Genomic DNA, 14,941 nt, shown 5'->3' on the forward strand with positions numbered 1-14,941 from the left:
ATAATGGGTTTTTTGCGGGAGCGAATGGGAAAGATTCTCGCAATTGTGATTGGAGTAGCACTTTTAGGTTTTATTGCCGAGGAAGTAGTTCGTTCGGGAAGTTCTTTTTTAAAGGGCGATGCAACCACTATTGGTGAAGTAAATGGCGAAAAGATTGGTTACGCCGATTTCAGTACAAAACTGGATCAATCAACACAACAATTTAAACAACAGAGTGGCGGCCAAAGCCTTACTCCGCAAATTAATAGCTACATACAGGAAACTACCTGGAACCAGTTTTTAACAGAAAAATTGCTTGGCAAAGAAATTAGCCGTTTAGGCCTTGTTGTTGGCCCAGATGAAAGACAGGCCATGATAAGCGGTAACAATCCTGACCCGCAGATACAGCGCCAGTTTGTTAACGAGAAAGGCCAGTTTGACCCGGCTAAGCTTAACCAGTTCTTAGCCTACCTGCAATCGCCAAAAGCCGAAAAAACGCAGTTAGAGGCGTGGAAAGACTTTATCGTAAATTTAGAAGCCGCTAAAGTACAGCAAAAGTACATGTCATTAGTTACTAATGGCCTGTACGTAAACTCGCTTGATGCGCAAGACGATTATATTGCTAAAAACAAACTTGCTAACTTCAAATACACCGTGCTTGACTACGCATCAATACCTGATGCCAACGTTAAGTTAAGTGATGACGATTACAGCACTTACTACAACGAGCACAAAAGCGAGTTCAAAAACGCTAACGAGCTGCGTAGCTTTAAGTACGTAAGTTTTAACGCTGCACCATCTAAAGATGATACCCTTGCCGTAAAAGCACAGGTTGAAAAATTACTACCTGAGTTTAAAGCGTCAACAAACGATTCGCTTTTTGTACAAATCAACTCAGAAACAAAAGCACAGCTTGTATACCAGAAAAAAGGCCAGTTAGAGCCTAAACTTGACTCGATCATGTTTGGTGCCGAAAAAGGCTTTACATACGGCCCTTACCTGTCAAACGGCAGCTACAAAATAGCAAAGCTTGTTGATACACGTGTAGGCCCCGATTCTGCACAGGCAAAGCACATCTTATTAAACCCTGCTACCGAAGGCGGTGTTGATAAAGCAATCGCGAAAGCAGATTCACTTAAAAAACTAATTGCCGGCGGTAAATCATTTGCCGAACTTGCTAAATACTTTTCTATTGATAAAGCATCAGCAGAAAAAGGTGGCGATGTAGGCATGTTTGGCCGTAACATGATGACGCCGCTATTTGAAGAAACAGCATTTAACGGTAAAGTTGGCGACATCAAAATTGTAACCACAACGTTTGGTGTTCACTTAATGCAGATCACTGCGCAAAAAGGTTCATCTAAGGTTGTTAAAGTTGCACAGGTTGATAAACCATTAACACCAAGCAGCAAAACACAAAATGAGGTTTACAGCAAAGCACAGGCTTTCTTAACCTCGCTATCTGCCGATAATTTTGATGCGCAAGCTAAAAAAGCAGGCCTTGCTATTAAAAATGCCGAAGATGTAAGCGGTAATGCAGCTACAGTATTAGGTTTAGATAACGCGCGCGAAGTTGTTAAGTGGGCATTTAAATCAGACAAAGGCACATTCTCTGACCAGGTTTTTGCAATAGGCGACCAATATGTTATTGCACTTGTATCGGCCATTAAACCTGCGGGTGCTTTAGCTTTAGATGCTGTAAAGAAACAAATTGAACCAATGGTTCGCATCGCGGTTAAAGGCAAGCAATTGTCAGATAAATTTAATGCTGCTTTAAACGGTGCATCAACTATTGATCAGGTTGCTCAAAAAGCAGGCAGCAAAGTTGTTCCTTTGCAAAACATTGTATTTGCTAACCCGGTTATCCCAGGCTCAGTAGCAGAGTATAAAGTTATAGGTACTGTATTTGGCTCACAGCCAAACAAGGTATCGAAACCTATCGAAGGCCAGCAAGGCGTTTATGTTATCTCTTTAGATAGCTTTACCAACCCTGCACAACTTACAAACAACGTTCGCGAGAAAACACAGTTAGGCCAAACGCTTGCACAGCGCTCGCAAGGCCAGGTGCTTGATGCCCTGAAAGATAAGGCGAATGTAAAAGATAACAGAGCTAAGTTCTTCTAAGAAAAATTTAAAGTAATTTTGCATCCGGCACCAACGTTATAGTTGCTGCCGGATTTTTTTATTTATAAGCGAGTTGCTTTGCTCCATTCAACCCGTATCCGACGAAGGATTATATTTAAAAAGTCTCCCCTATGAGGGGGTATTTAGAGAGGGCTTAACGATTTTATACATACGCCATGGAAATACAGGAAAACATCATCAATAAAGTTGCTCAAAGCGGCCTGGTCACTTTAGACCCTGCCCAGTTTTACGCCCCCGGCGAGCGCGTGGTTTACGATATTAAGGATAACCTTTTCCATGGCCTGATGCTGCGCGAGAAAGATTTTAGGGAGTTTGTAAAAACGCACGACTGGGCGCAATACCAGGATAAGAACGTAGCCATTACCTGCACTGCTGATGCTATTGTACCTGCATGGGCCTATATGCTGCTGGCAAACCGTTTGGCACCTTATGCCCGCGCCGTTGTTTTTGGTGATGCCGATGTATTAGAGACCGTACTATTTGTAAAAGAAGTAGCCGCGCTTGATGTGGAGCAATACCGCGACCAGCGCGTTGTAATAAAAGGCTGCGGCGACGTGCCTATACCGGTATCGGCCTATGTAGAGCTAACGCAAAAGCTTACCCCGGTTGCAAAAAGCCTGATGTTTGGCGAACCATGTTCTACCGTGCCTATTTATAAACGCAAAGACTAAAACAGCCTCATCCTGCCCTCTCCGAAAAAGAGGGTTCAAAAATAAAGGCAGGTTAGCTGCGAACAAGGATTAAACTCTAACAAGGTAACTACGTCTATATCGCATGTTAGCCGCACGCCGCTCTCTACTTCACAGAAGGTTTAAAGAGCGAAAGTATTTTAAAGCCCTCTCCTTCGGAGAGGATTTAGGTGAGGCTATGTTTATATCAATCAAATGAAGAAATACTATTTAATTCTTATACTTCTTACCGCCTTTGCCCGTGCTTTTAGCCAGGACGAGGCCACTAAAACCAAAGAGGTTGCTTTTAAAGCGGGCGAGCAAATTACCTATAAACTTAAATATGGATTTTTTAGCGCTGCCGAGGCTGTAATAAAAATCGAGAACACCCCGCTGAAGTTTAACGGGCACCCCGCACTACATATTAACGCCGCGGCCCGTACGCTGGGTACTTTTAACCTGCTGTTTAAAACCAAGAACGAATACCACTCTTACATCGACCCGGTAACGCTGCTGCCTTACTATTATTCGGAAAACAGGCAGGAATCGAAATACAGGCACACCGATAAGGTAACGTTTGACAGGGATAAGAATGTGATCACCGCCGATAAAGGCCAGTTTCCGTTTAAAGGAAATGTGTTCGATTTTTTATCGTGCTATTACTTTGCGCGGAATATCGATGTATCGCACATCAAAATTGGCGAAAAGTTGGATCTGCGTTATTTTTTAGAAGATGGCGTCCACTCATTATCCATTACTTACATGGGTAAAGAACAGGTAAAATGTGGGCTTGGTACCTTTAACTGTTTAAAATTTAACCCAACAATTATCCCCGGCCGCATCTTCAGAAAAAACAGTATGCTATATTTGTGGATCACTGATGATAAGAACCGCATCCCTGTTAAGGCGCATGTTGAATTGATTGTAGGCAGTTTGGTGATGGACCTTAGCCAGGCCAGCGGATTAAAATACCCGCTAAACCCGATACAAAAATAAATATTAGAAAATGATTGAAGTAGGAGGCGTGTTACTGCACGAAGATGTAATTAAAAACAATTTTGTTTGCAATTTAAACAAGTGCAAAGGCGCATGCTGCCTTGAGGGCGATTCGGGCGCACCATTGAACCATGATGAATTGGATAAGCTGGACGAGATTTACCCGAAAGTAAAGCCTTACATGACCGCCAAAGGCATTGCCACCATTGAGCGCGAAGGAACCTACGTAACCGATTTTGAAGGTGAGTATACCACCCCTTGTGTAGAGGTGAACAAAGAATGCGCCTACGTGATATGGGAGAACGGCATTACCAAATGCGCTATTGAAAAAGCGTATGAAGAAGGCGCTGTAGACTGGCAAAAACCTATTTCGTGCCACCTGTACCCTATCCGCATTACCGCATACCCCGAGTTTGACGTTTTAAATTATGACCGCTGGAGCATTTGCAGCCCTGCCTGTTCTTTTGGCGACGAGCTACAGGTTAAAGTACACGAGTTTTTGAAAGGCCCCCTGATTCGCAAATACGGCGAAGACTGGTACCGCGAACTGGAAGATACTGTAGCGGGAATCTAAATTATAAATAGGATTGAATATCTAACCTCAAAGCTTTCCCTTCATCACTCGATATTTGGCGTTCGGTATTCGATATTAAAATAGATCGCCAATATACAAGCTTTCGTAGTAGAAGGGTTTTGTTTCATGTCGTCGCAGGGTCTCACATCGTGGGCACTGCGCTGCCTTGCATATAGGCGCAGGGTCTCTTTCAGAACGCCCTGCGGAACATAAATATCTAATACTTAAGTTTTCACTTAATCATTCGACATTGGGCATTCAATGTTCGATATTAAAACAACCCCCACCCGATACAAGCTTTTACAATTAATTTAAATAATATTGCATTTTATAATATTTGTTAATGAAAAAGGCTTTAATAACGGGTATAACCGGGCAGGACGGTGCATATTTAGCTGAGTTTTTGCTAAAAAAAGGATACGAGGTACACGGCATAAAACGCAGGTCATCATCTTTTAATACCGACAGGATAGATCACCTTTACCACGACCCGCACGAAAGTGGTGCTAAACTTAAACTCCACTATGGCGACCTTACCGACGCCATGAACCTCACCCGTCTTATCCAGGAGATCCAGCCCGATGAGATCTACAACCTTGGCGCGCAAAGCCACGTTAAGGTAAGTTTCGATTCGCCGGAATATACCGCTAATGCCGATGGGCTTGGCGTATTACGCATTTTAGAAGCCGTAAGGTTATTAGGCTTCACCAAAAAAACCCGCATTTACCAGGCATCTACATCAGAACTTTATGGTTTAGTGCAGCATGTGCCGCAAAGCGAAACAACCCCTTTTTATCCACGCTCGCCTTACGCTGTAGCCAAACTTTATGGCTACTGGATCATCGTTAACTATCGCGAAGCTTACGGCATGTACGCTTGCAACGGTATTTTGTTTAACCACGAGAGCCCGATACGCGGGGAAACTTTTGTTACCCGTAAAATTACCCGTGCTGTTGCCAAGATAGGCTTAGGCCTGCAGGATTGCCTCTATGTAGGCAATTTAAGCGCACAGCGCGACTGGGGCCATGCAAAGGATTACATTGTTGCCATGTGGCTAATGTTGCAGCAGGACAAGCCTGAGGACTATGTAATAGCAACCGGCGTAACCACCACCGTACGCGAGTTTATTAAGATGGCTTTTGGCGAATTAGGTATCGATATTGAATTTAGCGGTAAGGAAGAAAACGAACGTGGTGTGATCATCGATATTGACCAGCAAAAGGTAGAAAGCCTTGGCTTAAACCCCGATGGTTTAAAATTTGGGCAAACGGTTGTTAAGGTTGACGCCAAATATTTTAGGCCTACCGAGGTTGACCTGTTAATAGGCGACCCATCTAAAGCCAAAAAACAATTGGGCTGGGAACCGGGTTATGACCTGCAAGCCCTGGTTACCGATATGGTAAACTCCGACCTGCACCTGGCTAAAAAGGACGAACACATGAAAAAAGGCGGTTTTAAAACACAAAACTATTTCGAATAGTTAAACGGCATACTATGAAGAGAATATTTATTAGCCTAACGCTATTACTGCTTACCGCGGGCATAGCCCGTTCACAATCGGTATATCAGCCTTACTCTTATGATTTTTATCAGAAGTTTAATGCTGATGCCTATTCAACCAAAACACGCCTGCATACTACTATCAAACCGTTCTTTGTTGACGATTCGCTGTTGATGCACCGCTATGATTCTATCATGAATTATGGCGACAATGGCTCAACTAATATCTTATACCGTAAGCTTTTTAACGAGCATTTAATTGATGTTAAAGGCCAAAAAAGCACCTTCTACGCTGATCTTTTACCCGATTTTAACATTGGCCGCGATTTCTCTTCCAAACAAAATACCTACCTAAATTCGATAGGGATGCAGTTTGGCGGTACGGTTGGTAAAAAGTTTTACTACAATGTTACCGGCTATTTAAACCGTGCCGAAGTACCCAATTATATTTCTAATTACATAAGGCAGGTAGGTATAGTGCCGGGCATGGCTTATGCAGGCAGTTTCAATAATAAACCAAATGCATACGGTTGGGATTATATTACTGCCGTAGCATCATACACGCCAGTTAAGTATATTAACATCAGCGCGGGGCGCGATAAAACCTTTATTGGCGATGGCTACCGCTCGTTGCTGTTATCAGATTACGCGTCGCCATACCCTTTCTTTAAATTAACAGCCAACCTGGGTAATGTTAAATATATGGCTATGTGGGCCTTCTTAACAGACCCCGAAGGCACCAGTGATCTAAACATCAGCCGCAATAAATTTGGCATATTCCATTATTTAGACTGGAACGTTAATAACCGCCTTTCGTTTGGTTTCTACGATTCGGTTATTTGGGCAGGTACCGATGATGCCGGCCACTCGCGCGGGTTTGATTTTAGCTACATTAACCCCTTAATATTTTTAAGGCCGATAGAGGCAGCGGGCGGCTCACCGGATAACGCGCTGATAGGCTTCACCACCAAATACAAGTTAACAGATGGCATAACTGCCTATGGCCAGTTCTCGCTTGATGAATTTACGGCTAAAGAGTTTTTCCATAACGCGGGCTATTCCAATAATAAATTTGGTTACCAGTTAGGTATCCGCGGGGCTAACCTATTTGGTGTACAGAACCTTAACTACCTGTTAGAGCATAACACGGTGAGGCCTTATACCTATTCAGAACGATCGAACATACTAAACTACTCGGCCAATAGCGAGCCATTGGCACACCCATGGGGGGCTAACTTCCGCGAGGTAGTTGCCTTGTTAAACTACTCTCACAAACGTTTTGACCTGATGGGCGAGGCAAACTACGGCCGTTACGGACTGGATATGAACGGCATCAACTACGGTAAAGACATTTTTCGGCACTACACTACCCCATTGGCCCGGGATGGTAACATTATTGGCCAGGGCTTAAAAACCAATATGGTTTACCTGCAGGGCAAAATTGGCTATGTGCTTAACCCTAAATATAACCTAAGGCTGGAGCTTGGCGGCATTTACCGTACCGAGAAGAACAGCGACTTTAACGATAAAACCAGCATGATCACTTTTGGCGTACGCAGCTCGTTCCGCCAGATCTACACTGATCTGGCCAGTTATAAAACGCATTAAGGATTTTTTAATCTGTACAAAAAAAGGCGGTTTCTGTGATACAGAAGCTGCCTTTTTTAGTATTATTTATGACTTTTTTTCGTCTTTAAACCGTCTTCATTTCGCCGTTTACAGCGCGTAAAAAATCGTTGGCATGTTGCGAGCCGATGATGTAAATCAAACCGTCCCGGTCTGTCAAATGGATGGCATCATTACCGGCGGCGTAAAAGCGGATGGTGCCTTTGGTGTGCAGGTTGTAAACCGGATTGTTAAACAGGTAGCGGCTGTAGGTGCCTTTCTCCACTTTAACAATGCTGTTCAAGTCTATCTTAACGCGGCGGGTACTCCACAAGCCATCAAGTAAAATACTTTTATTGCTTACCGTGGTGCTAAAGTGCAGCAGGAACCCCATGATGATGGAGATGATGATGATCACAAAACCAACAATGGCAAGCAGGTCGCCGTTGCGTTCGCGTTCGTCAGTAAAAAAGTAAGCGGCAAAGCAAAATAAGGCTAACACCAGGCGGATGGTGATAGGGATCCACTCCCGGCCCAGGTACTGTTTTTCTACAAATACTGATTTATCACTCATAATTTAAACAATTCGAATATAGTAACTTTTTTAGTGTTATCCCCTAATTTGTATCGTTCATCAAGCCGGTAGCCACCCACCCAAATGATGTTGCCGTTGCCATTAACCACTACGGGTATCTCACGCTTTTTATGCAGCGGCACTTTCTGGTGGATGAAAAAGTCGCTCAGCTTTTGCCGTGTTTTCATCCCCAGCGGGTAAAAACTATCGCCTTGCTGCCAGGCACGTACGGTTAACGGGTATTGCAACAACTCCGCATCAACAGAAACCGCCAACGGGTTATTCTTAACGATCAATGCGCTATCATCATGCAGTAAATTAAGCTTATAGCTTTTATAAACTACATGGCTATCGTTTTGTTTGATGCTTACCTCAACATTCCCCTCCGCATTTTTAGGGCTGATGATGAGCCTGCCCCTGTCAACCCCTAAACTATACCCCGGGCTTTCAAATATCCTGCCTGCATGTTTATCCAAAGCGGTTAGCAGATCGTCTACCACGGTCTCGATAAAACCAAAACCCTGTAATAGCTTAAACAGCAGCAGGCGTTTTGGCGATAGCTCCTTTATCTTATCGATAGCTATATGCACTTCACCTTCATGGCGTACCAGTAACTCCTTTTTCAGCGCCTCAACTTTATTATTCAGCAACACCTCCAGCTCCCTAAAGTTGCGCAGGTTATTCTCAAAGGTTGCCTCCAGGTTTGTGTTCAGCTCTTTTAGTAATGGCACAACCTGGTGGCGTATTTTGTTACGCGCATATTTGGTTGACGCGTTTGTGGCATCCTCTACATATTTTAAACCTTCGGCGGTGATGATAGTCTGTATCTCGTCGCGGGTGAGGAACATTAGCGGGCGCACCAATTGGCCGTTTTTTGGTAAAATACCATGTAAACCGGCTATGCCTGTACCGCGGGTAAGGTTTAACAATATTGTTTCGATAGTATCGTTCTGATGGTGTGCAAGGGCTATGGTGTCATAACCATCTGACTGACTGATTTGAGCGAACCAATTGTACCGCAGGTCGCGCGCGGCCATTTGGATAGAAATTTTGTTATTATTGGTGTACTGTTGGGTATCAAAATTAATGGTATGGAAGCTTACGCCAAGTTGTTGTGCAAGCTGGCGGGTAAACTCCTGGTCAGCATTGGCATCGGCACCGCGCAGCATAAAGTTGCAATGCGCAATGCTAAAATTGTACCCGGCGGCTTTTAATAAATACGCCATCAATACCGAATCCATGCCCCCGCTTACCGCTGCCAGTATATTATTGGCGGGTGTAAACAGGCTGTTTTGTTCAATAAAATCAACAAAGCGTTTAACAGGAAGCATACGTCAAAATTAAATATTCGCCTCTTCCCGCCCTCTTCAAAGAAGAGGGTTCAAAAAGAAAATAAATCTAAGTCCTCTCTTTTGGAGAGAATTTTAGGTGAGGCTAAAATAGTTATCAAAATTATTAATTTAATAACCCCCGCAAAAAACTAATTTTGCCATCGTGATAAAATACATTTTAAGTACACTTTTTATATTCATAACACTGGCGGTTTCAGCACAGAAAAAATCTGTCGTGAAGCTTATACAATCAAAAAGCAGCCAGATTATGCAGCTTAACGGCAAAAATGTACTTAAGGTTTACCAGGGTGTTTTTCAGCAGGATTACTCGGTCATGAAATCGGACAGCGCATACTTTTACATTGCCGATAACGCTTTTGATGCCTTTAGCAACGTACACATTACCCAGGGCGATACGCTGAACATCTATTCGGATAAGCTAAACTACAACGGTAACACCAAAATTGCCATCCTTACCGATAATGTAAAGCTGATTGACAGGGATGCCACCCTAACCACCAATTACCTTACCTATAATACCGCAACCCGCATAGGCACCTATACCGGCGGTGGTAAACTTGTGAATAAAGACAATACGCTTACCAGCAAAAACGGCTATTACTTTGCCTTCTCGCGCGATTCGTACTTTCGCTACAACGTGGTGCTGGTTACGCCCGATGCTTTGATAAAAACGGATACCCTGCGTTATAACACCGGCAGCCGTATCGCTTATTTTTACGGCCCAACTAATATTTACGATACCAAGGATAAAAAAGATACCCTTTACACCGAAAACGGCCTATACAATACGCAAACCGAGCAAGCCTTTTTCGGTAAGAAAAACCTTTATAAACAAGGCACTAAAACCCTTACCGGCGACAGCTTATTTTACGATAAAATTAAAGGTTACGGCCGCGCGGTTAAGCGCGTTACGTTTCATGACAGGGAGCAGAACATCACTTTAAAAGGCGACCTGGCAACTTACTATAAACAGGGCGAGCGTACCGTGGTAACGCAGGACCCTTATGTAATTATTGTTACTGAAGAAAAAGACTCGACCAGGACGGATACCGTACCAATTACTAAACCCGGTGTAAAAACCGCAAATGCGCTGGCGGTAAAAGCAGGCGTACCGCCAGCAACTATAAAAACAGCTAATGCTTTAGCCACAAAACAGCCCCCCGCCAATACCATCCCTATAAAAACTGGCGGTATACCTATGCAGGTACTTGCAGATACGCTTACTAAAATTGCAAAAGCCAACCCCAATGCTGTTAAAGCAGCAACCGCCATTATTGCCACCAGGGTTAACGCACCTGGTGTTAAACTATTTAAAGGCGCAACGCCGCTTAAAGGAGCAGGCCTCTCCGCGTTCCCGATGGCGCCAAAGGATACGGTTGTAAAAATTACCGCCCCGGCGAAGAAGGTAAAACGCGATTCGATATATATCTCAGCGGATACACTGGTTACGCAGATCCTGACTTATAAGGATGTGAAGATAATGCAGGAGAAACAGCGCCTGTCTACCATCCGTGATACATCTGTTAAAGTAAAAAAACTTACCGCCGCCGAGCAGAAGAAAGCCGATAAGTTTTTAACCCTAAACATGCCACGCTTTAGGCGCGATACAACTAACCGGCACCGTGATTTTTTTGCTAATTACAAGTTTGCGCCAAGGGACATCTCGTTAACCCTACCTGCGCAAGGCAAAGGTAAAGCAGCTTTAAGGACCGATGCCGGTGCTTTTAATTCACTTGCTGCAAAAACTGACAAGGGCGCATTTGGCACTTTACCCGCTAATGCATCAACAGCCAAAGCTGCCGATACCGCCAATGTGGATAAAGACCCTATATTTTTCACCCCTCCTATTACGCTAAGCGATACAGCAAGGGTGCGTATTATTAAAGCTTACCACAGCGCAAAACTATTTAAATCGGACCTGCAGGCCAAGGCCGATTCGATGTTTTACAGTTATGCCGACTCTACCCTGCGCTGCTACATAGACCCGTTGATATGGACACAGGGCTCGCAATTGTCCGGCGATACCATCACCATCCAAATGAAGAACAAGAAGATGGATAACCTGAACATGTACCCTAAATCGTTTATTGTAAATATTGAAAAGGGCGACTCCACCAACTTTAACCAGGTAGCTGCCAAACGCATGAAGGGTTTCTTTAAAAACGGCAAGCTGGATAGGATGTTTATTGTGGGCAACGCCGAAAGCATCGCGTTTACCCGCGACACCATGAAGAGGGTTGATGGTATGCAGCGGTCATTAGCCAGCAAAATGCGCATCTATTTTAAAAACAACAGCGCCAATAACATCTTCTTTATATCCAAACCAGAGCACCGCTACGGCCCTTTAGCCAAGTTTACCGAGGATGACAAGATTCTGAAAGGTTTTATATGGAAGCCTAAGGAAAGGCCGGTATCTAAAGAATCCATCATCCCGTCATACAACCGGAAGATTGCCCGCGCCAAAGCCGCGGCAGATAAAAAAATTGCAGATGCCACTAAAGCTAAGCTAAAACCGGGCGAAAAAACAGGCAAGGATTCGTTACAGAATAAGCTGACTATGCCGAGTGTTAAAGGGGGCAAAGATAGCACGGGCGTTAAAAAACCAGCCGTTAAAACACCTGTTGCGGATACGAAAGCGGATAGCGCATCACTTAAAACAACACCGGTAATAAAAGCCGCTGCCGATAAACCAAAACAGGATAAAACAGCGGTTACGCCAACCCCGGTTACTAAAGCCGTGGCAGATACACTGAAGAACAAACCCGCCGCACTCATTAAAACAAAAAAAGATTCGACCGCTACTAAGCCTTAGGTTGAGCGTTTAAGAAACTGATAAGCAGATCTACCGCACGGCCACGATGGCTGATGCGGTTTTTTTCTTCCATGCTCATTTCGGCAAAGGTGATCTCATAACCATCGGGCTGAAAAATGGGGTCGTAACCAAAACCCGCGGTGCCGCATCGTTCATGGCGAATGGTACCGTTTACTATGCCATCAAAAAAGTGCTCGTCCCCATTCCAGATCAATGATATTACCGTACGGAAACGCGCTTTGCGGTTTGTTTCGCCTTTTAGATTGTTCAAAACCTTGTCCATGTTGGCTTCATGGTCGCCATGTTTACCGGCGTAACGTGCGGAGTAGATGCCGGGTTCGTTATTAAGCGCTTCTATCTCCAGCCCGCTATCGTCCCCAAAACAATTGAGATTGTATTTTTGGTAGATGTGCCGGCTTTTGATGGATGCGTTCTCGTTAAAAGTGAAGCCCGTTTCTTCAATATCATCCTGGCAGCCAATATCATTAAGTGTCAGTAATTTTATTTGGGTACCGGCTTTGGCTTGTACCTCTTCCAGCTTGTGGGCGTTGTTGGTGGCAAATACTAATTGCTGCATATTACAAGGTTTTCATATGTTCCCAAAACAGCTTTTTGTTGTCGTTGCTGCTCATCATCTCATCAAAACTAAAGCTGTACAGCACGTGTGTTTTTTTGCCTTGCAATGGCTGGTTAAGCGGCAGGTTACCAATACCGGCTGGTAACGAATCTGCACCCATAATTACCAGCCTGGTTGGCGCAAAATAAGCTGCAAGTGCAGCAAGTTTTATCGGGGCATATTTGTTTACGTTTATTATGGCTACATCGTCAAGCGTAAGCTCCTTGCGTTTCAGGATACTTTCCAGCGCGGTAAGGTGTGCTGCCGCGATGTGTTCTTCGTTGGTATAATTTACCAGCACCACAAAGTTTTTATTGTTTTTACCCAGATAATTAAATTCGTTATTAAACGTTTGTACAATTGGTTCGGGTATCTTTAGGGTTGCGGCAACAGGCGTAGGTTGCGCTGCATATTGTTCTGCAATTACAGTCGCAACAGATTGCTCAGTCTCGCTAACAGGTATAGTTTCGGCAATAGGTTGTTCATCAGCCCGGGTAGTAGTATACAAGCCTTTATCCTTGTTAAGCAGGTAAATTTCTTCCTGCATAATATAGGCGAAGGCTTGCGGGTTGTCTACTTTCATATTTAACATAATTTAACCAAAAATACCTATTCCTGTTGAAGCATTATAAGCATATTCGCAATACGGCTTAATTATACATTTATTATTAATAAATTTTACCGAAATTCGCATTTTTAACGGATAAACTATCCGTACTAATTAGTAAAAAGTACATGAGAAAAATCGCCCTGTCTATTATAACTTCATTCATATTTCTGTCATTTGCCCAGGCACAGGTACGCACTCTTGATAAGATAGCAGCTGTTGTAGGCAGCGGTATAGTTTTACAGTCAGACGTTGAACTGCAATACGCCCAGTACCTGGTGAGCGGCCAGCAGCCAAACCCAAATATCAAATGCTTTATCCTGCAAAACCAGCTTACCCAAAAACTGCTTGCACAACAGGCCGTTATTGACAGCGTACAGGTAAAAGATGAAGAAGTTGATGCCGAGGTTGACCGCCGTATGCGTAGCTTTATACAACGCGCAGGCAGCCAGGACAAGTTAGAAGGCTTTTTAGGTCGTTCTGTGATCCAGTACAAGGATGAACTTCGCCCGGATATTAAGGAATCGCTTATCGCGCAGCGTATGAGGGCGAAGATCACCGAGAAAGTGAATACAACGCCGCAGGACGTAAAAAGATATTTTGAATCGCTGCCTAAAGATAGCTTGCCATCTTACAACAAAGAGGTAGAGGTAGGCGAGATCTTATTCTCTTCAAAATTGAATAAAGAAGAAAAAGAATTTTACAAACAAAAGGCAGAAGAACTAAGGGCAAGGGTAAAAAAAGGTGAAGACTTTGGCACATTGGCAAGGCTTTACTCACAAGACCCGGGCTCGGCACCGGAAGGTGGCGACTTAGGCTTTTTTGACCGTACAGCCATGGTTAAAGAGTTTACGGCAACTGCATTTAAACTAAAAACCGGCGAAATATCAAACGTATTTGAAACCGAAAATGGTTTTCACTTTTTACAGGTGATTGAGCGGCGCGGCGAGCAGGTGCATGTACGCCACCTGTTGATTATCCCGGCTATTACCGAAGCGAGTTTAGGCCGCTCAAAAATTACTGCAGACAGCGTTTATAACGTAATGATGAAGGTTAAGAAATTTGATTTTAGTGCCGCTGCTGCCTTTTATTCTGATGATAAAGAAACTAAGTTTAACGGTGGTATGATGCTAAACGCAGATAACGTTCAAACCCGTTCTACCTACATCCCAACAGATAAGCTTGACCCGCAGATTGCGCTTACTACTGATACCATGAAAGTGGGTTCGGTATCAAAACCTAAGTTGTTTACCGATCAGCAAACCAACAAAAAAGCTTATAAGATATTGTACCTTAAATCGGTTACTAACGCGCACAAAGCTAATTTAGAGCAGGATTATTCTAAACTGAAAGAAGCTGCCACCAACAATAAACTTACCCGTACCATTACCCAGTGGTTTGATAAGCGCCGTAAAGAAACCTTTATTAAAATTGACCCCGAGTACCAAAGCTGCGCGCCGCTTAAAAGTTGGATAGCCGCAGAGCCAACCGCACAAGCCAAAACGGAATAAGT

General features: G+C 43.8%; 12 protein-coding genes. 8 read left to right on the plus strand and 4 right to left on the minus strand.

The genetic code is table 11. The features are described 5' to 3' along the window. Positions 1 to 3: 3 nt before the first annotated feature. From NAF17_RS17165 to NAF17_RS17190, 6 genes are all read left to right on the plus strand, one after another. Positions 4 to 2,103, plus strand: coding sequence for a peptidylprolyl isomerase (locus NAF17_RS17165; RefSeq protein WP_256474545.1), 2,100 nt, complete (start codon positions 4 to 6; stop codon positions 2,101 to 2,103). 176 nt (positions 2,104 to 2,279) lie between these two features. After that, positions 2,280 to 2,795 (plus strand): DUF2480 family protein, encoded by a 516-nt coding sequence (locus NAF17_RS17170; protein WP_252759254.1) that lies wholly within the window; start codon positions 2,280 to 2,282, stop codon positions 2,793 to 2,795. 213 nt (positions 2,796 to 3,008) lie between these two features. Further along, positions 3,009 to 3,788, plus strand: coding sequence for a DUF3108 domain-containing protein (locus tag NAF17_RS17175; RefSeq protein ID WP_252759255.1), 780 nt, complete (start codon positions 3,009 to 3,011; stop codon positions 3,786 to 3,788). A gap of 10 nt (positions 3,789 to 3,798) precedes the next feature. Next, positions 3,799 to 4,362, plus strand: coding sequence for a DUF3109 family protein (locus NAF17_RS17180; protein ID WP_252759256.1), 564 nt, complete (start codon positions 3,799 to 3,801; stop codon positions 4,360 to 4,362). Positions 4,363 to 4,705: 343 nt separating this feature from the next. Then, positions 4,706 to 5,842 carry a GDP-mannose 4,6-dehydratase gene (gmd, locus tag NAF17_RS17185; protein WP_252759257.1) on the plus strand — a complete coding sequence of 379 codons (1,137 nt, stop codon included), beginning with the start codon at positions 4,706 to 4,708 and terminating at the stop codon, positions 5,840 to 5,842. Between the two features lie 14 nt (positions 5,843 to 5,856). Then, on the plus strand, positions 5,857 to 7,470 hold the full coding sequence (locus tag NAF17_RS17190) for a capsule assembly Wzi family protein (RefSeq protein WP_252759258.1): 1,614 nt from the start codon (positions 5,857 to 5,859) through the stop codon (positions 7,468 to 7,470). 85 nt (positions 7,471 to 7,555) lie between these two features. On the opposite strand, the gene NAF17_RS17195 is transcribed toward NAF17_RS17190, so the two are convergent. Next, the gene (locus NAF17_RS17195; RefSeq protein ID WP_252759259.1) at positions 7,556 to 8,041 is read right to left on the minus strand and encodes a hypothetical protein; all 486 of its coding nucleotides are present in this window, start codon (positions 8,039 to 8,041) and stop codon (positions 7,556 to 7,558) included. Next, a complete protein-coding gene (tilS, locus tag NAF17_RS17200; protein ID WP_252759260.1) occupies positions 8,038 to 9,372 on the minus strand; it encodes a tRNA lysidine(34) synthetase TilS in 1,335 nt (444 codons plus the stop codon). Before tilS ends, NAF17_RS17195 begins: the two co-directional genes overlap by 4 nt. A 163-nt stretch (positions 9,373 to 9,535) precedes the next feature. On the opposite strand from tilS, the gene NAF17_RS17205 reads away from it, so the two are divergent. Beyond that, positions 9,536 to 12,205, plus strand: coding sequence for an OstA-like protein (locus NAF17_RS17205; RefSeq protein WP_252759261.1), 2,670 nt, complete (start codon positions 9,536 to 9,538; stop codon positions 12,203 to 12,205). Here the strand turns inward: NAF17_RS17205 and NAF17_RS17210 are convergent. Beyond that, a complete protein-coding gene (locus tag NAF17_RS17210) occupies positions 12,195 to 12,782 on the minus strand; it encodes a non-canonical purine NTP diphosphatase (protein ID WP_252759262.1) in 588 nt (195 codons plus the stop codon). The two genes, NAF17_RS17205 and NAF17_RS17210, sit on opposite strands and share 11 nt — an antisense overlap. 1 nt (position 12,783) lies before the next feature. Continuing rightward, positions 12,784 to 13,404 carry a hypothetical protein gene (locus NAF17_RS17215; protein WP_252759263.1) on the minus strand — a complete coding sequence of 207 codons (621 nt, stop codon included), beginning with the start codon at positions 13,402 to 13,404 and terminating at the stop codon, positions 12,784 to 12,786. 152 nt (positions 13,405 to 13,556) lie between these two features. Here NAF17_RS17215 and NAF17_RS17220 point away from each other — a divergent pair, with 152 nt between their 5' ends. Further along, positions 13,557 to 14,939, plus strand: a complete 1,383-nt coding sequence (locus NAF17_RS17220; protein ID WP_252759264.1) for a peptidylprolyl isomerase — start codon at positions 13,557 to 13,559, stop codon at positions 14,937 to 14,939. The last annotated feature ends 2 nt before the right edge of the window (positions 14,940 to 14,941 follow it).

Origin of the sequence: Mucilaginibacter aurantiaciroseus, from assembly GCF_024055595.1 — a bacterium.
In the GTDB taxonomy this organism is placed as follows: domain Bacteria; phylum Bacteroidota; class Bacteroidia; order Sphingobacteriales; family Sphingobacteriaceae; genus Mucilaginibacter; species Mucilaginibacter aurantiaciroseus.